The sequence below is a fragment of the Citrobacter sp. wls619 genome, assembly GCF_005281345.1.
Taxonomy (GTDB): Bacteria; Pseudomonadota; Gammaproteobacteria; order Enterobacterales; family Enterobacteriaceae; genus Citrobacter.
The window spans coordinates 107,075-132,411 of sequence record NZ_SZXJ01000043.1; the positions used below are offsets into that span (position 1 = coordinate 107,075).

Sequence of the window (25,337 nt, forward strand, 5' to 3'; positions counted from 1 at the left end):
CAGAATGCAAAACAGGCCCGCAAGGGCCTGTTTGATTATTTCACTACGCGTAGCGCCGGACGCCCACCGCGAGGAGGTGGTGGTGTGTCGTCAGGATCGTCATCGTGATTATCCGGTTTATCGCCATCAATCACCGACATCACCGTTTCGTTTTCGCTCTCAGGCGCGACATCGTCATCATTGAGGCTGTCGACATCTTCGTCATAGGCCGCCTCAGGTTCAAACATCGTTCCTGCGCCGTTTTCACGGGCATAGATCGCGAGTACCGCCGCCAGTGGTACGGAAACATTGCGCGGCACGCCGCCAAAGCGCGCGTTAAAGCGCACTTCGTCGTTCGCCAGTTCCAGATTGCCCACGGCACGCGGCGCAATATTCAAAACAATTTGCCCGTCACGTGCATATTCCATCGGAACCTGCACGTCCTGGAGCGTCACATCCACCACCAGGTGCGGCGTGAGCTGGTTGTCCAGCAACCACTCATAGAATGCGCGCAGCAGATACGGACGGCGTGGCGTTAACTGTGGCAAATCCATACAGGTTAACCCCGGCCCAGACGCATTTCACGTTCAGGCTCAGTCAGAGAAGCCAGGAAAGAGTCACGTTCGAAGACGCGGGTCATATACCCTTTCAGTTCTTTCGAACCTGCACCGTTGAATTCAATACCCAGCTGCGGTAAACGCCACAGCAGCGGCGCCAGGTAGCAATCTACCAGGCTGAACTCATCGCTCAGGAAATACGGTTTTTGACCAAAGACTGGGGCAATTGCCAGCAGCTCTTCACGCAGACGTTTACGTGCAACATCGGCTTCAGATGCGGAACCGTTCACGATGACGTTCATCAGCGTGTACCAGTCTTTTTCAATACGCTGCATGTACAGGCGGCTCTCACCACGCGCAACCGGGTAAACCGGCATCAGCGGCGGATGCGGGAAACGCTCATCCAGGTATTCCATAATGATGCGAGATTCCCACAGGGTCAGCTCACGATCCACCAGTGTCGGGACGCTCTGATTCGGGTTGAGGTCGATCAGATCCTGCGGTGGATTGTCCTTTTCCACGTGCTCAATCTCGAAACTAACACCTTTTTCAGCCAGCACGATGCGGACCTGATGGCTATAGATGTCAGTAGGACCAGAAAACAGCGTCATTACCGAACGTTTGTTGGCAGCGACAGCCATGAAAACCTCCAGGTATATTCAGAATTTTTACTGCTACCAGCCACGTTGTGGCCAGCCAGAAGTGATGTCACCCAGATTCGGGAAAGTCATTGCTGTTCAAAATACAAACAAAAAATGAACAATACCGGATATTTGGGCAGAAAATTGGATGATAGTTTACCAGATTTTGTGACCTTTGTGGTGAGTCGATTCTGGAAATGGGGAAAAAGAGGTGGCAATCAGCGTATTACCGTGATCTTTGGCGGATGAAAATCATAAAAAAACCCGCCGAGGCGGGTTTTTTCGCAAATTGTAATCTGCCGAAGCAGAAAGCAATTAACGTTTGGAGAACTGCGGACGACGACGTGCTTTACGCAGACCGACTTTCTTACGTTCAACCTGACGAGCATCACGAGTAACGAAGCCAGCTTTACGCAGTTCGCCACGCAGGGATTCGTCGTACTCCATCAGAGCGCGGGTGATACCGTGACGGATCGCACCAGCCTGACCAGAGATACCACCACCTTTAACAGTGATGTACAGATCCAGTTTCTCAACCATGTCGACCAGTTCCAGCGGCTGACGAACTACCATGCGGGCAGTTTCACGACCGAAGTACTGTTCCAGAGAACGTTGGTTGATTACGATTTTACCACTGCCCGGTTTGATGAAAACGCGAGCTGCGGAACTTTTGCGGCGACCAGTGCCGTAGTATTGATTTTCAGCCATTGCCTATAATCCCGATTAGATGTCAAGAACTTGCGGTTGCTGTGCCGCGTGGTTGTGCTCGTTGCCAGCGTAAACTTTCAGTTTACGGAACATAGCACGACCCAGCGGGCCTTTTGGCAGCATGCCTTTAACCGCGATTTCAAGCACACGCTCAGGACGGCGAGCAATCATCTCTTCAAAGGTCGCTTGTTTGATACCACCGATGTGGCCGGTGTGGTGATAGTACACTTTGTCAGTACGCTTGTTGCCGGTTACAGCAACTTTATCAGCGTTCAGAACGATGATGTAATCACCAGTATCTACGTGCGGAGTGTATTCCGCTTTGTGCTTACCGCGCAGGCGCAGAGCCAGTTCGGAAGCCAGACGGCCCAGAGTTTTACCGGTCGCGTCAACAACATACCAGTCGCGTTTTACGGTTTCTGGTTTAGCTGTAAAAGTTTTCATTAAAAGCTTACCCAAATAAATAAGTTACACGTTGGTGAACACCCAAACGTTTTGTCAGTTGAGGTTCACACGACATTGTCCAGCAAACCTACCCCTTCGAATAGCCTATGCCGGCGCATAGAAAGTTTTGGGAAAAAAACTCTCTCGTAACGTGGGGTCGCAAGATTATAGAGAAGTCAGGGTCAAAGATCGACCCCTTTATGTGATTTGCGGCAGGTTTAACCGGCTAAATGTTCCCGCTTCAGATACTCCTCGCTTTGCATCTCCTGCAAACGCGACAAACAACGCTGGAATTCAAACTTCAGCCGCTCGCCCTGGTAGATTTCATATAAAGGCGCTGCGGCGCTGACCACCAGCTTAACGTGGCGTTCGTAGAACTCATCAACCAGCGCGATAAAGCGTCGTGCTTCACTTTCCATCAGCGTCGTCATTACCGGTACATCAGACAGCAGCACCGTGTGGAACAGGCGCGACAAGGCAATGTAATCGTGCTGGCTGCGGGCATCGACGCACAGTGTAGTGAACGAGACCGCCAGCGTTTGGTTCTCAACAGCCAGCGTCTGCATCGGGCGGTGGTTAATCTCCAGCGTCGGCGCATGATCACCTTTCGCTCCCGCCAAGGCCAGCCAGAGCTTATCCATCTGCCGCTGCGTTTCAGCATTAAGCGGGGACAGCCACAAGTGTGCCTGAGTTAACGTACGTAACCGGTAGTCAACGCCGGCATCCACATTCATGATGTCGCAATACTGTTTAATGGCGTCGATAGCGGGAAGGAAGCGCGCACGTTGCAAACCGTTACGATACAGTTCATCAGGCGGAATATTGGACGTTGCCACCAGCGTAATGCCGCGAGCAAATAGCGCCTTCATTAAACCACCGAGCAGCATGGCGTCGGTAATATCCGAGACAAAAAATTCATCAAAGCACAGCACATCGGTTTCGGCTTTGAAGCGGTCAGCAATCACTTCCAACGGGTCGCTCTGACCTTGCAGAGCCGTCAGTTCTTCATGCACGCGCAGCATGAAGCGGTGAAAGTGCAAACGTTGTTTACGTGCGCCAGGCAGGCTATGGTAGAACAAATCCATCAGCCAGGTTTTTCCGCGCCCAACTCCGCCCCACATATACAAGCCACGCACCGGTGCGTTGATCGGCGACTCACGCTTGCCCAGCAATTTACCAAAGCGGGCCATCAGTCCACTCTCCTGCGCCGCTGGAGGTGCAATCGTGGTGAGCTCCTGGTAAATCGTTTCCAGTCGATTCACCGCTTCTTTTTGTACGTTGTCGGGTTGATGGCTGCCGTTGTTAAGGGCCTGCAGGTATCGCGATGTCGGGGAAAGGCTTTGCATGATGTTATTGTTATTCCTTGAGAATCGATGTGCCGTCGCTCACGGTTGACGAAAAAAAGGCCGTTCTACATTACGTGATATAAACACGGGATTCCACTTCTACGGGATTAGCGGTTATAGTGGCATAATCAGGCGCAGGCATGGAGCCTAAAGCCAACACCCTACGGAAACAAAAGACAACGGGAGATGTTCATGACCTGGGAATATGCGCTAATTGGGTTAGTCGTCGGTATCATTATTGGTGCTGTAGCCATGCGTTTTGGTAATCGTAAATTACGCCAACAGCAGGCATTACAGTACGAACTGGAAAAGAACAAAGCTGAACTGGAAGAGTACCGCGAAGAGCTGGTGAGTCATTTCGCCCGCAGCGCTGAATTGCTGGATAACATGGCGGACGATTATCGTCAGATCTACCAGCATATGGCGAAAAGCTCCAGCAACCTGCTGCCGGGTATGTCGCCGGAAAACAACCCGTTCCGCAATCGTCTGGCTGAGTCTGAAGCGGGTAACGATCAGGCGCCGGTTCAGATGCCGCGTGACTATTCCGAAGGGGCTTCCGGCCTGCTGCGTAGTGGCGCAAAGCGCGACTAACTGCACATCGTTAAGAAATTTATGGGGCGCAGCAATTGCGCCCTCCGCTTCTCTTCCCGTCCCAGCTATTATTTAGTCGTTAGCCTCATTGTGACCAAACCGAAAATTCAATAACATCAAACTGTTTTGAATCATCTTCCGTTTACTCAAGGTACGAGAGCAGGATCCATGAAAAAACAAACCCAGCTGTTGAGTGCATTAGCGTTAAGTGTCGGGTTAACTCTCTCGGCGCCATTCCAGGCCATTGCGTCGATTCCCGGCCAGGTCCCCGGTCAGGCAGCGCTCCCCAGCCTCGCCCCCATGCTGGAAAAAGTGTTACCTGCCGTGGTTAGCGTGAGAGTCGAGGGCACCGCCGTTCAAGGGCAAAAAGTCCCGGAAGAGTTCAAAAAATTTTTTGGCGATGAGCTGCCCGACCAGCCCTCGCAGCCCTTTGAGGGACTGGGCTCAGGCGTCATCATTGACGCTGCCAAAGGCTATGTTCTGACCAACAACCACGTTATTAATCAGGCACAGAAAATTAGCGTTCAGCTGAACGATGGGCGCGAGTTCGATGCCAAACTCATCGGTAGCGACGATCAGAGCGATATCGCCCTGCTGCAAATTCAGCACCCCAGCAACCTGACTCAAATCGCTATCGCCGATTCCGACAAACTGCGCGTGGGTGACTTTGCTGTCGCCGTCGGCAACCCGTTTGGGTTGGGACAAACGGCAACCTCAGGGATCGTCTCCGCATTGGGTCGCAGTGGTCTGAACCTGGAAGGTCTGGAAAATTTTATTCAGACCGATGCGTCAATTAACCGCGGTAACTCCGGCGGTGCGTTGCTCAACCTGAATGGTGAGCTGATTGGTATCAATACCGCCATTCTGGCGCCCGGCGGCGGCAGCATTGGGATCGGCTTTGCTATCCCCAGCAACATGGCGCGTACGCTGGCGCAGCAGTTAATGCAGTTTGGCGAAATCAAACGCGGTCTGTTAGGTATTAAAGGTACTGAAATGACCGCTGACATCGCTAAAGCATTCAAACTGGATGTACAACGTGGCGCGTTTGTCAGCGAAGTTCTGCCGAACTCTGGTTCCGCCAAAGCGGGCGTGAAATCCGGTGACGTGATTACCAGTCTTAACGGCAAACCGCTCAATAGTTTCGCCGAACTGCGTTCGCGTATTGCGACAACTGAACCGGGGACCAAAGTCAAACTGGGCCTGCTGCGTAACGGTAAACCACTGGAAGTTGAAGTGACGCTGGATACCAGTACATCATCTTCCGCCAGTGCGGAAATGATTGCACCGGCGTTGCAAGGGGCCACGCTCAGCGACGGGCAGCTAAAAGACGGAGCCAAAGGCATTCGAATTGATAACGTTGAAAAAAGTAGCCCAGCCGCACAGGCCGGCCTGCATAAAGATGACGTCATCATCGCCGTTAACCGCGATCGAGTGAACTCGATTGCCGAAATGCGCAAAGTGCTGGAAACGAAACCGTCAATCATTGCGCTGCAGGTCGTTCGTGGTAACGAGAGTATTTACCTGCTTTTGCGTTAACCTGACCAACCGGACATCAGCCCCCCGTGTGATGTCCGGTAAACTCGTGATATGCTGCTGCCGTTCCCTTTTTTAATGACGCCGCCATCATGTTTGTGAAGCTTTTACGTTCGGTCGCGATTGGTTTAATCGTCGGCGCCATTCTGCTGGCCGCGATGCCCTCTCTGCGAAAAATTAATACGCTTACCGCACCACAGTTCGACAGCACAGATGAAACACCTGCCAGCTATAACCCGGCAGTTCGCCGTGCTGCGCCTGCCGTGGTCAACGTGTACAACCGCAGTATGAACAGCACGACGCATAACCAGCTTGAGATCCGCACGCTCGGTTCAGGCGTTATCATGGATCAGCGCGGCTATATCATCACCAACAAGCACGTCATTAATGATGCCGACCAAATCATCGTTGCATTGCAGGATGGACGTGTCTTTGAAGCGCTGCTTGTTGGCTCCGATACCTTAACCGACCTTGCCGTGCTGAAAATCAACGCAGCAGGCGGCCTGCCGACGATCCCGATTAATAACAAACGTGTACCGCATATTGGCGATGTCGTACTTGCCATCGGTAACCCGTACAACCTTGGGCAAACCATCACTCAGGGGATCATCAGCGCCACGGGTCGTATTGGCCTGAACCCAACGGGCCGACAAAACTTCCTGCAAACGGATGCCTCCATTAACCATGGTAACTCCGGCGGTGCGCTGGTTAACTCGCTAGGCGAGTTAATGGGGATTAACACACTGTCGTTTGATAAGAGCAATGATGGCGAAACACCGGAAGGGATTGGCTTTGCCATTCCGTTTCAACTGGCGACGAAAATCATGGATAAGCTTATCCGCGACGGGCGCGTTATTCGTGGCTACATCGGCATCAGCGGGCGTGAAATTGCACCGCTGCACGCACAAGGTAGCGGCATGGACCAAATTCAGGGGATTGTGGTAAACGAAGTGGCCCCGGATGGTCCGGCGGCCCAGGCCGGAATTCAGGTCAACGACCTCATCATTTCGGTAAATAACAAACCGGCGGTATCTGCGCTGGAAACGATGGACCAGGTCGCTGAGATTCGCCCCGGTTCGGTTATCTCAGTGGTTGTGATGCGCGATGATAAGCAATTGACGCTGCAGGTAACGATTCAGGAATACCCTGCCACCAATTAACGCTACATCTACCTCTCACTTGCCATAAAAAAACCGGAGCACAATATATGCTCCGGTTTCTATTAGGCGATATCATAGAGAGTTAGCATGTAATGCCTGATGGCGCTACGCTTATCAGGCCTACAAATACACGCTGGCCTCTCCTGGCGTTACTTAACGAACTCTTCGCCCAGCGTGATATCTTTCTTCAGCGTGTCCAGCATGCCTTCCAGCGAGCTTTGTTCGAACGCGCTCAGTTTACCGATGGACTGACGTTCTTCTACGCCATTTTTGCCCAGCAGCAGCGGCTGAGAGAAGAAGCGAGCATATTGGCCGTCGCCTTCAACGTAAGCGCATTCCACCACACCTTTTTCGCCGCTCAGCGCGCGAACCAGTGACAGACCGAAACGTGCTGCAGCCTGACCCATAGACAGGGTTGCAGACCCGCCACCGGCTTTTGCTTCCACAACTTCAGTACCCGCGTTCTGGATACGTTTGGTCAGGTCAGCCGCTTCTTGTTCAGTGAAGCTTACGCCAGGAATTTGTGACAGCAGCGGCAGAATGGTCACACCAGAGTGTCCACCGATAACCGGGACTTCAACGTCGCCAGGCTGCTTGCCTTTCAGTTCCGCCACAAAGGTGTTGGAGCGGATGATGTCCAGCGTAGTCACGCCGAACAGTTTGTTCTTATCGTATACGCCTGCTTTTTTCAGCACTTCAGCAGCAATAGCAACGGTCGTGTTCACTGGGTTAGTGATGATACCGATACACGCTTTCGGACAGGTTGTCGCAACCTGCTGCACCAGATTCTTCACGATGCCAGCGTTCACGTTAAACAGGTCAGAACGGTCCATACCTGGTTTACGTGCAACACCCGCAGAAATCAGCACCACGTCAGCACCTTCCAGTGCAGGGGTCGCATCTTCACCGCTGAAGCCTTTGATTTTCACAGCAGTAGGGATATGGCTCAAATCAACGGCCACACCAGGGGTTACTGGAGCGATGTCGTACAGGGAGAGTTCTGAACCTGAAGGCAGTTGGGTTTTTAACAGTAATGCTAGCGCCTGACCGATACCACCAGCAGCGCCGAGGACTGCAACTTTCATCCTAAACTCCTTATTATATTGATAAGCAAAATGTCTATTGCTCCGCGGCGGCGACCTTAATTCACAAATCCAACGAATTCAATAACCACGCTTCAAGAATGCGTAGTCACGCAAATTTGGCTTTTATGCATTTAACTTACGTAAAATAAAACCTAAGTTACGTAATTCAAAACCACTCGCACAGTAGAGCAACTTTCCAACAGGTGCTGACAATATACCCTACAGCCCTCTCAAAACAACATCAATTTGATAACATTTAATTTACTTTTAATCTTATTTGCGAGCCGTGACACAGGCATGTTTCTTGATAACGAAATTTGATAAAATCCCGCTCTTTCATAACATTATTTCAGCCTTGAACGAGGCAGACCGTTTGCATAAAAATTCATCTGTATGCACAATAATGTTGTTTCTACCGCCATATTACGGGTGACTTATGCGAAGCTCGGCTAAACAAGAAGAATTAGTTAAGGCGTTTAAAGCGCTACTTAAAGAAGAAAAATTCAGCTCTCAGGGCGAAATCGTCCTCGCGTTGCAGGATCAGGGCTTTGATAATATCAACCAGTCCAAGGTTTCACGCATGCTGACCAAGTTTGGTGCCGTGCGTACCCGCAATGCGAAAATGGAAATGGTGTACTGTCTGCCTGCAGAGCTGGGAGTCCCGACAACATCAAGCCCGTTGAAAAATCTGGTGCTGGATATCGACTACAACGATGCCGTTGTCGTTATTCATACCAGCCCAGGCGCTGCGCAGTTGATTGCCCGCCTGCTGGATTCACTGGGTAAAGCAGAAGGTATTCTCGGTACGATTGCGGGTGACGATACCATCTTCACCACACCGGCCAAAGGTTTTACGGTAAAAGACCTGTACGAAGCCATTCTGGAACTGTTTGAACAAGAACTGTAATTCCCTTCCCCGTCACGCCCTGTGGCGGGGGAAAAAATCTCTCTTTTCTGCTCCCCTCCTCAGCTTTCCACTGCCGAGCATTTCACAAATAGTGCGTTTCACCGCCAAAATACATTCACATAGTGAATGATACTCATCAAAAACGCACAATTTGCAAAATTGTGTATCCACATGAATTTATTGATTTTATTTTAGAGAATAAGCTCTAACCTGTATTTTTAATTCTATATGGTTATAAAAAATACTTTTTTTAACACCTGATTGCCAACGAAACAATTAGCGTGGTATTAATTTATCGCGTGATTAGTGTATACTTGATTTTGTGATGAGGGTCACGAAACGAAGACCCCTAATAAAAGAATTCGACGAGGTAAATATCATGAAAATCAAAACCACTGTTGCAACATTAAGCCTTCTCTCCGTTCTCTCTTTCGGTGCAAGCGCCGCTGTTAATCAGGTGAACTCGCAAGAAGCACAGAATCTGCAATCCATGGGTACTATCTCTGTATCTCAGATCGGTAGCTCGCCAATGGATATGCGTCAGGCAATCGCCGATAAAGCAGAAAAAGCGGGCGCCAGCAGCTATCGTGTCACTGAACTCCGTGAAGGTGCTCACTGGCATGCAACCGCAGAATTGTACAAATAAACCCTCGTCGTCTAGTCCGACGACTTGCCCCCGTCTGCCGGGGGCTTTTTTATGCCTGTTTTGAGTGGCGAACGTTAAAGCGTAACTGTCCTTCGAGCTCTTCTTCTGCTTCATCGAACAGTAAAATCAGCGCGCCATATCGCCTGCGTAACTTATCCGGTAAATGGACAAATTCGATTTCCAGAGGTAACGGCAAGATTTCCCCAACCACAACCTCCCACAAAGAATCTAAATCAATCACCTTTTCCCGGGCCAGACCGAATGTACGCGCAAACTCACGGTAGAAATCACTCTGATTTTCAATCTCGTCAAAATCAAACGTATAGATATTCATCTATAGCCACCACCCCGACGCCAGTTACTCTACAGACCACCGATATGCAGGGTCTTCCTCAACCTGTTTCCCCTGTATCCCGCCGGCAAAATTTTATGTTCCTGCGGTCCAGGCATCGTTTATCACCCCAGCTAAATGCTCGTCTTAAGTATAGCCCTGCCTCGGTATGCGTAATGTGTCAGGAATGAACTGTTCATCATTTAGACAAAGAGAGATTCATCACATTTTTATGCAAGATTATGACTACGTTTCAGAAACAGTATGAAACACGTTGACCATAACGTTCTGAAAAATAATAGATCCGATATTTATCTGATCTTTTCAATATGAAAACCATATCAATAACCGCATTTATCATATTGGATTTGTAATTGAAGCCTCCACAAAATGCCTGCAACTGAATAGTCTCTGGAGTCGATATGTCCATGTCTGTTGTCAACGATACCCCGTATGAAGCGGCTGAAATTCTGCGTGCAGCAAAACCCAATTTTCATCCACGTATCGCTCTGATACTTGGGTCAGGTCTGGGGGCACTTGCCGATCGCATGGAAAATAAAACCACGCTTTCATATCAACAATTACCCGGGTTCCCGGTCAGCACCGTAATCGGCCATGCCGGGGAAGTGGTGATGGGGACGCTTTATGGTATCGACCTCATCTGCATGAAGGGACGTGGGCATTTTTATGAAGGGCTGGGAATGGGCATCATGACCCATGCCGTGCGTACCTTTAAACTGTTGGGCTGCGAATTTTTATTCTGTACCAACGCCGCGGGTTCGCTGAACGTAGATATTCCGGCAGGGAGTCTGGTCGCCCTCAACGATCACATCAACACCATGCCATCTACCCCCCTTGTCGGGCCGAACGATGAACGCTTTGGTCCTCGCTTCTTTAGCCTCGCTAACGCATACGATCGCGAACTACGCCAGCAGCTTCACGGTGCCGCAGAGCAGTTGGGTATCACGCTTCATGAAGGGGTTTTTGTCTCTTATCCTGGCCCTAATTTTGAGACGGCTGCGGAGATTCGCATGATGCAGCGTATGGGCGGCGATGTCGTAGGTATGTCGGTGGTACCGGAAGTGATAGCCGCACGCCACTGTGGCCTGAAAGTACTAGCCGTTTCAGCCATCACGAATATGGCTGAAGGCCTCAGTGATGTCGAGCTTTCCCATGAACAAACGCTGAAATGCGCTGCCATGGTGACCGAAGATTTTATTCGTTTGATCAGCCAGTTCCTCAAACAGTATGCTTGATCGTGGTTCCGTAGACGGACAGGTCGCTCTGCTCCGTCTGGAGAAAAGTTATGCCAGACAATCAGTTTTCTCGCGCAAATCTCAATGCCGTTTCGTACCTGAGCTATTACTTCGTTGGCGCACTGGTGTCGACGCTGGGGATTGTGCTCGGGCCACTTTGTGCCGCTTTTCATAAAGACCCCAGCTTTATCGGGCAGGTCTTTACCCTGATGAACATCGGCATGTTTGTGCCTATTATGCTTGGCGGCATTCTGATGAAAAAATGGGGGCTGAAAAAACCATTAGTTATTGCTGCAACGCTCACCGTGATTATCAGCGCCGTACTTTTTATCCAACCAACCTTAACGCTGTTTAGCGTTGCAGTGGCCGGAATTGGTGCCTGCGGTGGCGTGTTTATGACCATCGGCAGTTATCTGGTGGTTCGTATTAATCCCGATGAAAAGAGCCGCTCTTCCAGCCTGATTTTTACCGATTTCTTTTTCAGCTTTGCCGGAGCAACCCTGTCTTTACTGTTAGCCTGGATGTTTAAACTGGGTGCCAGTTGGATTGCGATGTATGGGATTATGGGCGGTCTGGGCGCACTGATGTTAGCACTTACCCTGCGTTGTCGCTTCCCATCGACAGAGGCTGCGCAGCCGCAGCAACACGAGAAAACGGAAGAGTCAGAACCCTGGGGGATCTCCGTCTATTTAATCTGTTTTACTCTCTTTGCTTTCCTGCTGGCTGAACCCATTTTTACCATGTGGACACCGGGCTACCTGCAATCGCGTTTTACACTTCAGGCGCAGGATGCCGCGCTGTTCACTACGGTGTATTGGGTGACGAAAGCCATTGGCCTGTTCCTGAATCAGTTCACCGTGAAATGGATGAAACTGCGCACTTTCCTGCTGATCTGCGCCAGCATTGGTCTGGTCTCCATTGCGCTGATTGCCAACAGCAACAGTACCACGCTGATTCTGGTAGCGTGCGGCGTGTTTGGTTTCTTTAACTCCGGTTTATTCTCCGGTCTGATGAGCTATGGTTCACTGCAGGTGAGTCGCAGTTCACCAACCTTGATCTCCGCCTTGTTGACGTGCGGCACTGTGGGCACACTACTGTTTGCCAGCGTATCCTCCATGGTAAACAGCCACTTTGGTCTGCAGGGGGCGGTGAATACGTCTACTGTCGCCTATTGTGTGTTACTGCTGATGCTGGTTGCCGCTGTCGCCTGCAGCCAGGCCGAGCGTCTCGCCCGCTCGGCATCCACTGCGGTTTGACAAGCTTTGGGGAGGACGGCATGATGCCGTTTCTCTCCCTCTTTTACGCGTAGCCAGCATGATTGATCTCCAGGCTAATAGCCGAATTCGTCTTCGAACATTGCGTTATTTTCAGGTTCTCGCTGACGAGCTGCACTTTGGCCGGGCCGCGGCCCGGTTAAAAATCTCTCAACCACCGTTGAGTATGCAGATTAAAGAACTGGAAGAGATCCTTGAAACGACGCTATTTGAACGTACCAGCCGTAAAGTGGTTCTCACGCGAGCCGGGCAGGTATTGAAAACGGAAGTCGATCGTATCCTGAGTACCACCGATCAATCCCTCAATTATGTGCGACAGATTGGCCGTAGCGAACATCAACATTTCAACATTGGGATAGTCGGTAGCGCACTGTGGGGGACGCTGCTTACGCGTCTAAAGGACTTTAAGAAGCAACAGCCGTACGTAAACTGGAGCTTGCAGGAGCTTTCCCAACATCAGCAAATTGAAGCCTTGCATGCCCGGACAATTGATATTGCGATTAGCCGGAACGTACTGCCCCAATCCGAGACGAATACCCGTAGCCAGTTGATTTCCCGCGAAGCGGTTGCTCTCGCCGTACCTGAACACGATCCTCTCTGCCAACACCAAAGCGTCTCACTGGCGATGCTCGCTGAACGCCCCATCATTTCGCTTTCATTTAATCAAAGCACTTTCGCCCGTCAGGTACATGACCGCTGTGTTGAGGTAGGATTTTATCCTCTGATTACCCATCAGGTTAACGAACCGCAAACCGCGCTGGCGCTGGTTAGTGCAGGAATAGGTCTCTCTTTGCTGCCAGAAACCTGTGGATTGATCCACTGGCCAGGCGTTCGTTTCTTACCGTTGAATGACCCTATCCCAGCCGATCTTTATGCCTACTGGTACGACGAACCGCTTTCCACATTAATGAACGCGTTTATCATGACATTACAGGGGCGGTAAAACTGAAACCGGAAGAGATATCCTCTTCCGGTTAGATGATTTATGAATTGCTGGTCAGCGCATGCTGGTATTTGTGCAACATTCCCGTGAGTCGTTTCACTGGTTCCGTTACCTGAGGCGGGGCTTCCCAGAGCGTTAATTTTTCCTGGTAGATATCAAGCTCCTCCAGCAACTGACTAAAGTAGCGTCGGCGCTTGTCGTCATTTCCTGCTGAAATTACGTGATCGGCAGTTCGACGAAGCTGGCGATGGAATGCGGATAAATCCTCGTTCACCGGTACCGGCGCATCGCGCAGGCGCTGGTGCGCGATGATCATCGTCAGCGCCAGGCGAAACTTCGCCAGATCGCCGGGGAATTTGTTCATCAGTAAAAACAGCTGCTGATACAGCGCCGGAAGGTGGTTTTCTTTACGGCGCACAACATTGGTGGTCATTGCAGAGACCGCTGCCGACACAAACTGGTTAAGCAACACACGACCTGTTCTGTCACGCGAGTTATCCCGCACCAGCAGAATCACGATAAACGCCAATACACAGCCGACAATCTGCCCCAGTGCACTGTCGAGGAACTGACTAAAGTGGAACGTCATCGGGTTATCAAGCACGATGATGTTAATAGTGCTCGCCAGCGCCCCCATTGAGCCCAGACGCCGCTTCTGCACCTCGATCCCCAGAAAGAATCCCAGCACTGCCAGACTCAGACACAGCAACAACATGCTTTGCTGGGTATTGGGGATAATCACCAGAAAATAGAGCGCCCCCAACGGTAATGCTGCCAGCGTGCCATAGATAAAGTCGATGGCCACCATGCGGGGGTTAGGCAAACGCATAGCCAGCGAGGTGACGACCGCTATCATGACCATCGCACCGCTACCTGATGTCCAGCCGGTCCACAACCAGAATAAAGTTCCCAGCACACAGGACAGCGTAGTACGCCAGAAGTTGACCATCGCATGGTGACGTTCAGCGGATTCCACCTTCACCACCGGCTCGCCCTGCAGGATCTCTTCTTCTATTGCACTGATTTTGGTATTGCTGACCACGCCGCGTTTCAGCAGCAGGTAGCGCGTCGCCGCGCCGGCCCAGCTATAGATCGTCACTGGCGTATCACGCTCACCGGTCCAGACAATCACACGGCGCATCCGCTTCAGTTGTTTATGGACATCCTGCACCGTTTCGACCGGCGTATCAAACAACTCGCGGAAGGTATCGGTAATCAGTTCTGGTCGCGTATTCTGGATAAGATAGGTTTCACAGGACTGAGTAATCAGCGTCAGTGACAGCGTGTTCAACGCTTTGAGTCTACGATTGGCGCGTACCCAGCGTGAGGATTCCATGTTCAGGTTGCTGCGCATACCTTCCAGCGCTGCCGTACGACGAACTAAAGCGCCCCAGGCCTTGTCCACCTCTTCGCTATCACCATGCTTTATACACAATTGCATAAGCTGATATTGCGCTACCAGAAGACTGTCTAACTCGACATCTATCTCCTGTTTCACTGAGCGGGGCGAAAAGAGCAGATCGGCGATGATAGCGCAGACAATCCCCATCACAATCTCGCTGCAGCGTTCGAGCGCAAATTGTGGCGTCAGCAGAGGCTCCGCCTGAATGGTAATGACGATAATCAGCGCCGTGTAACCCGAAAGCCCCCAGGCATAGGAGTTTTCGATCTTTACCAGTGAAGAGATCCAGGTACAAAAACCGGCCCAGATACAGCACACCAGGATCATCAATAGCGGCGCACGGATCATACTGATAATAATGATCAGCGCGGCAATACAACCAATAAATGTCCCAACAATACGCAGCATACCGCGGTAGCGGATAGCGCCTGAATAAGGTTCTCCACCGGCGGCAAAGGCTGGGCCTGCCGCCACAATCGCAGCGGTCAGGACTGCCCAACGAGGGGTCTCAAGCTGGAAATGAAAGCCAACAAATAACGCCAGTACAATGGCGCATGCCAGCTTTACCGCAAAGCGGATATGCTGATTGGCAATGGAGAAAATACCCATCACAATTAACCAAACTCGCGCAGACGGTGCGCCATTTTACGGAAGAACGACTCCTGGCTGGCATCGCGATCCTGCTTACCGGTAATCACGACGGTAGCCGTAGTACCGGCCGGCCACATCATTCCCTGTTGATCGTCAAGACGAATACGCACCGGCACGCGCTGCGCCAGACGAACCCATTCAAGATTGGAATCGATGGTTGCCATACCTTTCGCATCCCGCGTGCTGCTGGCATTTGTCACGCCTGCCGCCACGCTATCAACGGTGCCTTTCAACACATTATTACTGCCAAGCGGGGTAATCTCAGCGCGATACCCAGGACGTACACCTTCCAGTTTGGTCTCTTCCATATAAGCCAGTACATAGAATGAGTGCTGTTTTACCAGTGCTACCGCTGTCGATCCACGGGTAATAAATTCGCCGCTATAGACGTTCAGATTAGTCACCCAGCCATCTGCCGGCGCGCGAATCACGGTACGTTCGAGATCTAATGTTGCCAGATCGCGGGTCGCCTGAGCTTTCGCCAACTGGTGTAATACGGTTTGCAGTACGTTGTTTGATTGGTCAATCTCTTCACGAGACATAGCCTGCACGCCCAGTCGGTTACGACGACCGGCTTCCTGGCGTTTTTCCTGTGCCAGCACCTGATAATAAGCGACGTCCGCTTCAGCCTGTTCGAGGGCTTTTTTATAGCGTGGCTGATCGATAGTGAACAGGACCTGATCCTTTTTCACCAGTTGGTTATCATGGACGTTAACATTGGTGATCAGACCCGCGACATCCGGTGCAATGGCGACGACATCAGCGCTAAAACGTGCATCACGCGTCCACGGTGACTCGGTGTAATAGACCCATGCGCGGAAAATAGCGATAAAGGCCAGCATGACCAGTACGAGAGTTATAGCCGTACGGGAGAGTTTTTTTGTTAGTGTTTTCACTTCAACCTCAAACGAACAGGCGCGATATTAAATAGAACAGACAGCAATACAGCGCGGTGTTAAACAGAGCCGGATGCCAGACAAAATCATAGATGCCGGTCGGAACTAACACCCGGCGCACCAGCCAGAAAATCGCCAGTGACAAAAGCAATTCGAAAAAAATCGGTGGGAAGGACAGACCAAACACCACGATAACGGGAAACAGACTCATGTTGACCTTGGTAGCTTAAGAGAGTGCAGGCGATCGATTATTTAGCGTATGTCACCGCAGAGAAGGGCAAGGATGAGCCAGGCGAGAGCGACATAGCTGTTATTTGAATAATAATATATTAGCGTAACTGTTATGCTGTTATCTATATTATGTGATCTAAATCACTTTTAAGCCAGAGTGAACAATGGAACGATTAAAACGAATGTCGGTGTTCGCCAAAGTTGTCGAACTGGGCTCTTTCACCGCCGCCGCAAGACAGTTGCAAATGAGCGTTTCATCGATAAGCCAGACGGTATCCAAACTGGAAGATGAGTTGCAGGTTAAGCTGCTAAACCGCAGCACGCGCAGCATTGGGCTTACCGAGGCGGGTAAAATTTATTATCAGGGTTGCCGTCGCATGCTGCACGAAGCGCAGGATGTTCACGAGCAACTGTATGCGTTTAACAACACGCCTATCGGCACGCTGCGCATTGGTTGTTCTTCAACCATGGCACAAAATGTCCTCGCCGGATTGACCGCAAAAATGCTCAAAGAGTATCCTGGGCTGACGGTAAATCTGGTGACGGGAATACCGGCACCCGATCTGATTGCCGACGGTCTGGACGTGGTTATTCGCGTGGGCGCCCTGCAGGACTCCAGCCTTTTTTCGCGTCGTCTGGGGGCTATGCCGATGGTGGTTTGCGCGGCAAAAAGTTATCTCGCCCAGTTTGGTGTCCCGGAGAAACCCGCCGATCTCAGCAATCATTCGTGGTTGGAATACAGCGTTCGCCCGGATAATGAGTTCGAATTAATTGCCCCGGAGGGGATTTCTACCCGTCTGATCCCAGAGGGACGCTTTGTGACCAACGATCCGATGACGCTGGTGCGCTGGCTGGCAGCAGGCGCGGGCATTGCCTATGTACCGCTGATGTGGGTGATCAACGAGATCAACCGCGGCGAAGTGGAGATCCTGCTCCCCCGCTACCAGTCAGATCCACGTCCGGTGTATGCGTTGTATACTGAAAAGGATAAGCTGCCGCTCAAAGTGCAGGTGGTGATTAACTATCTGACCGATTATTTTGTCGATGTGGCACAACTGTTTCAGGGAATGTACGGCCGGGGAAAAGAGAAGTAAAAAGAGTGCAGGCCGGATAAGGCGTTGACGCCACATCCGGCAAGATGCCCGATAGCACGGGTGCTTATCGGGCTTACATCATGATGTTACGCGGTGCCACCTACGGTCAGGTTATCCACCTTCAGCGTCGGCTGGCCCACGCCAACCGGCAGACTCTGTCCTTCTTTACCGCAAACACCCACTCCGTTATCCAGTTTCAGGTCGTTGCCCACCATCGAAATCTGCTGCATCGCTTCAATACCGGAGCCAATCAGCGTCGCGCCTTTCACCGGTTTGGTCACTTTACCGTTTTCAATCAGATACGCTTCGGAGGTAGAGAACACGAATTTTCCGGAAGTGATATCCACCTGGCCGCCGCCAAAGTTAGGCGCATAAATACCGTATTCGACAGACTCGATGATTTCCTGCGGCGTGGATTTCCCCGGCAGCATGTAGGTGTTGGTCATACGCGGCATCGGCAGGTGCGCGTAAGATTCACGGCGACCGTTCCCCGTTGGCACCACACCCATCAGGCGCGCATTCAGTTTGTCCTGCATGTAGCCTTTCAGAATACCGTTTTCGATCAGCACGTTGTACTGACCCGGCGTTCCTTCGTCATCAATGGCGACCGAACCACGACGATCCACCATCGTGCCATCATCAACGACGGTGCACAGTTCTGACGCCACCAGCTCACCCATGTGACCGCTGAATACCGAGGTGCCACGGCGGTTAAAGTCACCTTCCAGACCATGACCGACCGCTTCATGCAGCAGAACGCCAGGCCAGCCTGCGCCGAGTACCACCGGCAGCGTTCCCGCTGGCGCTGCTACCGCCGAGAGATTGACCAGCGCCATACGTACGGCTTCTTTCGCCCACGCGTCGGCACGAACGTCACCATCGAGATCGCCAAGGAAGTAGTCATAACCGAAGCGACCACCGCCACCGCTGGCACCACGCTCGCGTTTGCCGTCTTCTTCTACCTGCACGCTGACGGACAGTCGTACCAGGGGACGAACATCTGCCGCCAGTGTTCCATCTGTCGCCGCAACCAGAATCAATTCATACACACCGGTCAGGCTCGCCGTCACTTCCTGCACACGCTTGTCGGCGGCACGCGCAACGCGGTCAACACGACGCAGAATATCCAGTTTCTCTTCCCGGCTCATGCTCTGTAATGGATCAACCGAGGTGTAGAGTGCCTGATGCTCTACCGCACCCAGCGTTTTTACTTTGCCATCACCGCTATCACGCACGATAGTACGCGCGGCATGAGCGCTTTGCTCCAGCGCCAGCAGGCTTATCTGGTCTGCGTAGGCAAACCCGGTTTTTTCGCCGCTGATGGCACGCACGCCAACGCCCTGATCAATATTGTAAGAACCATCTTTAATGATGCGGTCTTCTAAAACCCAGGATTCGTGGTAGCTCGACTGAAAATACAGATCGCCGTAATCAAGACGGCGTTCGGCCAGTTGGCCCAGGATGGCGAACAGATCCTGATGTTTCAGGCCATTCGCCGCTAGCAATTGTTCACTTACCAGGTTCAGACTCATCGTTTTGCTACTCATTAGTTACTGTTGTAGGCCTGATAAGACGCGCCAGCGTCGCCATCAGGCGCTTCAATGCCCGGATGGCGGCGTAAACGCCTTATCCGGCCTACGGACTGCGGTAGAAGTTCTCTGTTGAGATTGGGGCAATTACTCGCCCCCGTCAAATCATTGCTGGCTTTCTTTGCGCGGCTGGCGCAGAACTTCGTTAATCTGTGGCTTATCGACCGGACCGGTGATGCGATAGCGCAGAATTGAAACTTTGCTCCACAGCGGCCCCAGAACTTTACTGGCGGCAAATACCGCCGCGCCGACAATCGGGTTGACGGCAAACGCCGCGGCCACCCCGACGGTGGCAGAAATTTCTGGTGCGACGACGGCTTCCATATCCAGTTCGCGACGCACCAGATTCACCGAACCTTTCATGGCGATATCCGCTTCCAGGCCATCCACCAGCGTATCATCAGTGTGCATCACACCATCTTTGATCCACGCCGTACTGCGGATAGAGTCAAAGTAAAAACCTTCACTGAACGTATCGCTAAAATCAAAACGCAGTTTACGCAATAGCGCATCAAAGCTCAGCAGACGTAACAGTTGTCCCGCATGTCCGGTGCTAAGTTCAGTCAATTCACCTTTGCCTAAACGGGTGCGCAAAATGCCATTCAGTGAAGCTTCATCCGGGTCCCAGGGCGGATTACGCCAGTGCAGATCGTACTCGACGTTAAAGGAAGAGTTACGAATCGGGGTAGATACGCCAAAGAAACCCGCGGCTGCATCAATCTTGTTGCCATTCAGCTTTCCTTTCAGTGACGTACGCTCCTTGCCCGGCACATTGACCCATTCGCCATCGGCGGTCAGTCGGGCAAACCCGGTATCCAGTAGACCGTTGCTCAACGTTAATGTGTCACCTTTTATCGCGACATCGGCATCAATGCGCCCATATTTTTGCCCCCACATCCAGCACTCTTCGCAGCGTATCTGCGCATCCGGCCAGCCACGGAAGCTGACGTTATTGATGGCAGAAAACGGCGAGGCCGGCGTTGTATTGGGCGATGACGTTGCCGCACTCGGGTTGTAATACAGGTATTTGATATTGGCAAGCCACGGAGCATTATTGCGCATAGCCAATGTGGCGTTAATCTCACGGCCCTGCGCCCGTACGCTGGTACCATTAAGTCCAGGTTCAGACACAATGCTCAGGTTATTCCACTGCTGGCCGCCCAATGATAAAGAAGGCGTGCGCACCGCAATACGCTGCGGGAAGTTCGCATTACTTCCGACGTTATTCGCCGCGCCTTTCTGGAACAATGCCAGCCATTGCGCACCGTCCATGGGCGGAAGATTAAGTTCGATGCCCTGCTGGTCAGGAAGCGCTGGCACTGTACGGCTTTCCGAAGTCCAGATAGCGCGATCAAGCGTCAGTTTCTGATTCAGCAACCAGCGGCTGTTAAAGTGGTTCTTGCTTCCGGCGTTACCGGTCAGATCGAAGCTGCGCAGGTTACCCTCTGCCTTCACATTAACTGGCAGAGACTCTCCGGCTACTTTGTTTAATGGAGCAGGTAAGTGACTGCTTACATTCTTCAGGTCGCCTTTTAGCTCAATGTCGTAGGTCGGTCCGGCATGATATGGCAGGTCAATGCCAACCTTACCGTTCCACGCCATACTGCCGCTTAGGGCATCATTCACCTGTACGGGGAGTATCCCCATGCGAGTTGGCTGCCAGTCGCCGTTCAGATTCACAGCAACCTGGTAAGCTTTTGTACCCTCGGTAGTGGAAAAGTCGACATTCAGAGGCTGATTAAACCAGTTCGCCGTCATCGGCTCACTCTTGAGATCGCCGTTGATAAAGCTAAATTTACCGTTCAAATTCTTCAGCGTGCTGTCGAGCGGCTTGATAAACAGACTGTTATTTCGCAGATTCACATCGCCTTTGGCCGTAACCAGCGAACCATCTAACGGGATATCAAGATGTAAGCGAGCACTCACATCGCCGTCAATTTGCAGCTGTTCCAGCGTGGCACCCAGCGACTCTTTCAGCGGTGTTTCGTCGAAATAAGGCCCAACCGCTTTGCCCGGTCCGTTGATGTCGGCATCAATCAGCAGTTTTTCTTTTGCGTAGTCAGGGATATTTGCCGTCAGGTTAGTGGCTTTTACCCCCCCCAGATTGACGCTATCCGTCTTCATCCACAGGCCATCGTTAATGAAGTTCAGTTCAATATTGAGGTCAGTCAGCGCGGGCCAGTCCGGCTGGAAGGCAAATTTTGCATTACGCAGCGGCACCAGCACCTGGAACTGACCTTCGTTATGCAAATACGGGAACAGATGTGGGTTACCCCCATAAACCAGCGTGGCGTTATCCGCCTCACCGCCCTGAATTGCCCCACTGAGGTAATCAACCAGCTCTTTTCCCATCAGGTTTTCCGGGAAATAGCGCCAGGCCTGGGAGCCATCGTGAGTGCTAATCCCCGCCAGAATCCCCAGCCACGGCTCATCATCTGCTGGTTGCAGATAACGAAAACCGCCACGCGCATGTACCGCTTTCGCTTTAACGTCAATATTGCGTCCGTCTAGCTGAAAGCCATTTTCATTCTTCAGCCAACTGAGCGTGGCCACGCCATCTTCTATCTCCAGCGGGGCACGAAAGACGGTTTCATACGGCATTTTTGCCTGCTTCATGGAGGCCGTTAATGCGCCATTTTCCACGCTGCCAGACAATGTACCGGAGAAATGTTCTGCTCCCGGCAGCAGCTTCCACTGTTTCCAGGCCAGATCGGTCCACGAGGACTGGAAACGGGTTTTTTCGGTCGCCTGTAACGGGATATCCAACGCCAGCACATTGATCTTGCCGCTCGGTTGCGTGGCCCGCCAGATATCTCCCAATGCCGGAGATAACTTAGCGGCCATCGGGCGTAGCCCCTCTAACCCGGCTAACTCCAGGTTACTGGCGCGAATACGTAATTCGTCGCTGCGCTTGTTATTAGCGCCCCCCACTTCCTGCTCAGGGAACCAGGCCAGCGTCAATGCCCCGCTCGGCCAGGGTTTGTCATCCATCGTGATGCGCGTATCCGGGATAGCGAACAACCAACCGGAGTGCTCACGGCTGATATGCGCAGTCAGGTTATCGACGGACAACGTGTGGATGTTGTTCTCCCCCTTCCAGCTTGCGCCGCCCTTTTTCAACCAGACATCGCCGCCAGAGACTTCGCCTTTGTTGAGCGTCATCCAGCCTTCCAGGCTAAAGCGCGCGGTTTGCAGCGCAACATTGTCCTGCATCCATTTCCCCAACCACGGCTTAACGTCGATGTCGTCAGCCTGCAGCCAGACTCGACCATTATTCAGCAGTCCGTCATCATCACGCAGATCCATACGCACCTGCATAACACCGTGCTGGCCGGTCAGGCTGGAGAGACTGACCTGGCCTTCAGCACGATGCCGGTTTTTACCGTTCAACCAGGTTAACTGAGGGATCGCCAGTTCTGCACGCTGGCCTGACAGGGTCAAAAAACTGACCTGGCTGTCGCGAAGATCAAAATGATCAAACTGGCGCAGGAATAGATCGCTGACATGGCTGGTTTCAATTCCGTCGCCGCTATCGCCGCGTTGGATCGGTGTATTGGTGCGCAACTGCAGTTGCCAGAAGGTGAGATCGCGAAACTGCCAGCGCATGTGCAGCAAGCTTTGCCAGACATCCAGCGCCAGCGTGACGCGCTTTACCGAGAATTCGCCACCGTCTTTCAGCTGGGCATGGATATCACGCGCTTCAAGCGTAGGGCCAAAATTTTGCCAGTTAGCAGAAAGCTGGCTGGCGGAAACAGGCATACCGGTGGCAGATTCAATCTTACCCAGAATGGTCGGACGCCAGCTATCGAGATGTGGTAGAGCAAGGCGCAGCCCACTGACCAGCAGCGCTGCGATGACAACGAATGCGGCTCCAGTGAGCAGTAAAATCCCCGGCAATCGCCTCACGCGCCTCTCCTTGTCTGCCAAAAAATGTGACTCACACCCCTCGAGTGAATATTGCCGGATGGCGGCGCTTGTGCCTTATCCGGCCTACATGCGCGGGTGCCACTACACGATTTACATCATTACCACGTCAAACTGCTCCTGGTTATAGAGCGGTTCGACTTGTACTTTGACCTGTTTGCCGACAAAGATTTCCACTTCCGCCAGCGCATGCGACTCTTCCCCTTTCAGGGTTTCAGCCACTGCCGGAGATGCGTACACCAGGAAACGATCGGAGTCGTAAGCATGGTGCACGCGGACGATTTCACGCATGATTTCATAGCAGACGGTTTCGACCGTTTTCACCGTGCCACGTCCGTGGCAGGTTGGGCACTCGTTACACAGCACATGCTCCACGCTTTCACGCGTGCGCTTACGCGTCATCTCCACCAGGCCCAGCTGTGAAAAACCGTTAATGCTGGTTTTTACGCGATCCTTACTCAGCGCCTGTTCCAGAGAGTGCAGCACCCGGCGGCGGTGATCTTCATTATTCATGTCGATAAAATCGATAATGATTATGCCGCCCAGATTACGCAGACGCAGCTGACGTGCGATGGCCTGCGTTGCTTCAATATTAGTATTAAAGATAGTGTCATCGAGATTACGATGCCCGACAAATGCACCCGTGTTGATATCTACGGTGGTCATGGCTTCAGTTTGATCGATAATCAAATAACCACCGGATTTCAGCTCAACCTTGCGCTCCAGCGCACGTTGGATTTCATTCTCAACGTCGAAGAGATCGAAAATCGGTTGGCGTCCACTATAGTGTTCCAGCTTGCTGGTCATCTCCGGGATATATTCCGCAGTAAATTCCAACAATGCTTCATAAGTCAGACGGGAATCGACGCGAATTCGGTCTAACTGAGCATCGGCAAAATCACGCAGAACGCGCTGTGCCAGCGCCAATTCACCATACATCTGGTAGCGCGTTTGTGGGCGCTTCTTACGCTCCATGACCTTCGTCCAGACGCGCTTAAGGTAAGCGGCATCAGAGGCAAGGTCTTCTTCACATACGCCTTCAGCCGCCGTGCGAATGATGAATCCGCCCTGCTCGTCGCAGTAATCCGCCACCACCTTTTTCAGGCGTTCGCGTTCGGTTTCGCTCTCGATTCGCTGAGAAACCCCCACGTGCGAGGCGCCAGGCATAAAGACAAGATAACGAGAAGGAAGCGTGATATCCGTCGTCAGGCGTGCGCCCTTCGTGCCCAGAGGATCTTTCACCACCTGTACCATCAGGTCTTGCCCCTGACGCACCAGTTCGGAGATATCGCGCACAGTGAACTGTTTTTGTTCTTCACCCGCTACGCATTCGGTATGCGGCATGATGTCTGATGCGTGAAGAAATGCGGCTTTATCCAGCCCAATATCTACAAAAGCCGCCTGCATACCCGGAAGTACACGACTTACACGACCTTTGTAGATATTGCCTACGATTCCGCGTCGCGCCTCACGTTCAATATGAATTTCCTGCAGAATACCGCCATCAATGTACGCCACCCGCGTTTCCGATGGCGTTACGTTTACCAACAATTCAGCCGTCATGTTTATCCCTTTTCTCACGCAGTGCGTTAAAATTGCTCAGCAACTCATACGTTTCTACCAGCGGTAAGCCGACTACGGCGTGATAGCTGCCATTGATCTTCCTGACAAAACAGCCACCCAACCCTTGAATACCGTATGCACCTGCTTTATCCATAGGCTCACCGCTGGCAACATAGCCGGCGATGTCCTCATCTGTTAGTGCTCTGAATGTCACTTCCGTCACCACCAGACAGTCCAGGCTGTGCTGGCGATCGGCTAATGCGACAGCCGTCATGACCTGATGCGTTTTGCCTGACAGTTTGTGCAACATCGCGGCTGCATGGTCGGCATCATGTGGTTTTTCCAGCACTTCGCCATTAAGGATAACAATGGTATCCGCCCCCAGCACAGGTAAATCGCGCTCAGCCAGTGCTACGCCCGCTTGCGCTTTTTCACGCGCCAGACGAACAACATACTGCTGGGCGCTTTCCTGCGGGTGCCGCTGTTCCTCAATTCCAGGAACCAGTCGTTCAAATGTTACGCCAAGCTGGGCCAACAGTTCCTGACGACGTGGGGAACCTGAAGCAAGATACAGAGTATTCATATC

At 52.1% G+C, this 25,337-nt stretch carries 23 protein-coding genes; 9 read left to right on the forward strand and 14 right to left on the reverse strand.

The genetic code is table 11. From position 1 onward, the window contains the following. Window positions 1-35: 35 nt before the first annotated feature. From sspB to zapE, 5 genes are all read right to left on the reverse strand, one after another. The gene (sspB, locus tag FDX19_RS09065; RefSeq protein WP_048213443.1) at window positions 36-533 is read right to left on the reverse strand and encodes a ClpXP protease specificity-enhancing factor; all 498 of its coding nucleotides are present in this window, start codon (window positions 531-533) and stop codon (window positions 36-38) included. 5 nt (window positions 534-538) lie between these two features. Then, window positions 539-1,177, reverse strand: coding sequence for a stringent starvation protein SspA (gene sspA, locus FDX19_RS09070; protein WP_048213444.1), 639 nt, complete (start codon window positions 1,175-1,177; stop codon window positions 539-541). Between the two features lie 315 nt (window positions 1,178-1,492). Continuing rightward, window positions 1,493-1,885 (reverse strand): 30S ribosomal protein S9, encoded by a 393-nt coding sequence (rpsI, locus tag FDX19_RS09075; protein ID WP_003025138.1) that lies wholly within the window; start codon window positions 1,883-1,885, stop codon window positions 1,493-1,495. A gap of 15 nt (window positions 1,886-1,900) precedes the next feature. Then, the gene (gene rplM / locus FDX19_RS09080; RefSeq protein WP_003025141.1) at window positions 1,901-2,329 is read right to left on the reverse strand and encodes a 50S ribosomal protein L13; all 429 of its coding nucleotides are present in this window, start codon (window positions 2,327-2,329) and stop codon (window positions 1,901-1,903) included. 218 nt (window positions 2,330-2,547) lie between these two features. Next, window positions 2,548-3,675, reverse strand: coding sequence for a cell division protein ZapE (zapE, locus tag FDX19_RS09085; RefSeq protein ID WP_137382449.1), 1,128 nt, complete (start codon window positions 3,673-3,675; stop codon window positions 2,548-2,550). Between the two features lie 192 nt (window positions 3,676-3,867). On the opposite strand from zapE, the gene zapG reads away from it, so the two are divergent. The 3 genes from zapG (at window position 3,868) to degS (ending at window position 6,959) form a co-directional block, all read left to right on the forward strand. Beyond that, on the forward strand, window positions 3,868-4,266 hold the full coding sequence (gene zapG, locus FDX19_RS09090) for a Z-ring associated protein ZapG (RefSeq protein WP_003025147.1): 399 nt from the start codon (window positions 3,868-3,870) through the stop codon (window positions 4,264-4,266). A 168-nt stretch (window positions 4,267-4,434) separates the two neighbouring features. Next, window positions 4,435-5,802: a serine endoprotease DegQ gene (gene degQ / locus FDX19_RS09095; RefSeq protein ID WP_137382450.1), complete on the forward strand. Its 1,368-nt coding sequence runs from the start codon at window positions 4,435-4,437 to the stop codon at window positions 5,800-5,802. An 89-nt stretch (window positions 5,803-5,891) separates the two neighbouring features. Beyond that, entirely contained in the window at window positions 5,892-6,959 is a 1,068-nt protein-coding gene (gene degS, locus FDX19_RS09100) for an outer membrane-stress sensor serine endopeptidase DegS (RefSeq protein WP_005121354.1), read from the forward strand. Between the two features lie 149 nt (window positions 6,960-7,108). Here degS and mdh read toward each other — a convergent pair whose 3' ends face one another. Next, window positions 7,109-8,044, reverse strand: a complete 936-nt coding sequence (gene mdh, locus FDX19_RS09105) for a malate dehydrogenase (RefSeq protein ID WP_040234161.1) — start codon at window positions 8,042-8,044, stop codon at window positions 7,109-7,111. 436 nt (window positions 8,045-8,480) lie between these two features. On the opposite strand from mdh, the gene argR reads away from it, so the two are divergent. Both argR and yhcN read left to right on the forward strand, forming a co-directional pair. Continuing rightward, window positions 8,481-8,951 carry a transcriptional regulator ArgR gene (gene argR / locus FDX19_RS09110; RefSeq protein ID WP_003025162.1) on the forward strand — a complete coding sequence of 157 codons (471 nt, stop codon included), beginning with the start codon at window positions 8,481-8,483 and terminating at the stop codon, window positions 8,949-8,951. Between the two features lie 379 nt (window positions 8,952-9,330). Beyond that, window positions 9,331-9,597, forward strand: coding sequence for a peroxide/acid stress response protein YhcN (gene yhcN, locus FDX19_RS09115; protein ID WP_137382451.1), 267 nt, complete (start codon window positions 9,331-9,333; stop codon window positions 9,595-9,597). Between the two features lie 49 nt (window positions 9,598-9,646). Here the strand turns inward: yhcN and FDX19_RS09120 are convergent, their stop codons facing one another. Beyond that, a complete protein-coding gene (locus FDX19_RS09120) occupies window positions 9,647-9,931 on the reverse strand; it encodes a hypothetical protein (RefSeq protein ID WP_137382452.1) in 285 nt (94 codons plus the stop codon). A 419-nt stretch (window positions 9,932-10,350) separates the two neighbouring features. On the opposite strand from FDX19_RS09120, the gene xapA reads away from it, so the two are divergent. The 3 genes from xapA to FDX19_RS09135 are packed head-to-tail and all read left to right on the forward strand — an operon-like array spanning window position 10,351 to window position 13,401. Further along, window positions 10,351-11,184, forward strand: a complete 834-nt coding sequence (xapA, locus tag FDX19_RS09125) for a xanthosine phosphorylase (RefSeq protein ID WP_137382453.1) — start codon at window positions 10,351-10,353, stop codon at window positions 11,182-11,184. A 50-nt stretch (window positions 11,185-11,234) separates the two neighbouring features. Continuing rightward, entirely contained in the window at window positions 11,235-12,440 is a 1,206-nt protein-coding gene (gene tsgA / locus FDX19_RS09130) for an MFS transporter TsgA (RefSeq protein ID WP_137382454.1), read from the forward strand. A gap of 58 nt (window positions 12,441-12,498) precedes the next feature. After that, window positions 12,499-13,401, forward strand: a complete 903-nt coding sequence (locus tag FDX19_RS09135) for a LysR family transcriptional regulator (protein ID WP_137382455.1) — start codon at window positions 12,499-12,501, stop codon at window positions 13,399-13,401. A gap of 40 nt (window positions 13,402-13,441) precedes the next feature. On the opposite strand, the gene aaeB is transcribed toward FDX19_RS09135, so the two are convergent. Genes aaeB through aaeX form a run of 3 tightly spaced genes read right to left on the reverse strand, consistent with a single transcriptional unit; the run spans window position 13,442 to window position 16,561 of the window. Next, window positions 13,442-15,412: a p-hydroxybenzoic acid efflux pump subunit AaeB gene (aaeB, locus tag FDX19_RS09140; RefSeq protein WP_137382456.1), complete on the reverse strand. Its 1,971-nt coding sequence runs from the start codon at window positions 15,410-15,412 to the stop codon at window positions 13,442-13,444. A gap of 5 nt (window positions 15,413-15,417) precedes the next feature. Continuing rightward, on the reverse strand, window positions 15,418-16,350 hold the full coding sequence (aaeA, locus tag FDX19_RS09145; RefSeq protein ID WP_137382457.1) for a p-hydroxybenzoic acid efflux pump subunit AaeA: 933 nt from the start codon (window positions 16,348-16,350) through the stop codon (window positions 15,418-15,420). Between the two features lie 7 nt (window positions 16,351-16,357). Beyond that, window positions 16,358-16,561: a p-hydroxybenzoic acid efflux pump operon protein AaeX gene (aaeX, locus tag FDX19_RS09150; protein WP_000051841.1), complete on the reverse strand. Its 204-nt coding sequence runs from the start codon at window positions 16,559-16,561 to the stop codon at window positions 16,358-16,360. A gap of 184 nt (window positions 16,562-16,745) precedes the next feature. On the opposite strand from aaeX, the gene aaeR reads away from it, so the two are divergent. Beyond that, a complete protein-coding gene (gene aaeR / locus FDX19_RS09155) occupies window positions 16,746-17,675 on the forward strand; it encodes an HTH-type transcriptional activator AaeR (RefSeq protein WP_038634351.1) in 930 nt (309 codons plus the stop codon). A gap of 86 nt (window positions 17,676-17,761) precedes the next feature. Here aaeR and tldD read toward each other — a convergent pair whose 3' ends face one another. From tldD to FDX19_RS09175, 4 genes are all read right to left on the reverse strand, one after another. Then, on the reverse strand, window positions 17,762-19,207 hold the full coding sequence (gene tldD, locus FDX19_RS09160) for a metalloprotease TldD (RefSeq protein ID WP_137382479.1): 1,446 nt from the start codon (window positions 19,205-19,207) through the stop codon (window positions 17,762-17,764). 162 nt (window positions 19,208-19,369) lie between these two features. Further along, window positions 19,370-23,170, reverse strand: a complete 3,801-nt coding sequence (yhdP, locus tag FDX19_RS09165; RefSeq protein ID WP_137382458.1) for an AsmA2 domain-containing protein YhdP — start codon at window positions 23,168-23,170, stop codon at window positions 19,370-19,372. A 111-nt stretch (window positions 23,171-23,281) separates the two neighbouring features. Then, the gene (gene rng / locus FDX19_RS09170; RefSeq protein ID WP_003828822.1) at window positions 23,282-24,751 is read right to left on the reverse strand and encodes a ribonuclease G; all 1,470 of its coding nucleotides are present in this window, start codon (window positions 24,749-24,751) and stop codon (window positions 23,282-23,284) included. Then, window positions 24,741-25,334, reverse strand: coding sequence for a nucleoside triphosphate pyrophosphatase (locus FDX19_RS09175; RefSeq protein WP_137382459.1), 594 nt, complete (start codon window positions 25,332-25,334; stop codon window positions 24,741-24,743). The genes rng and FDX19_RS09175 overlap by 11 nt, the downstream gene beginning before the upstream one ends. Window positions 25,335-25,337: the final 3 nt, after the last annotated feature.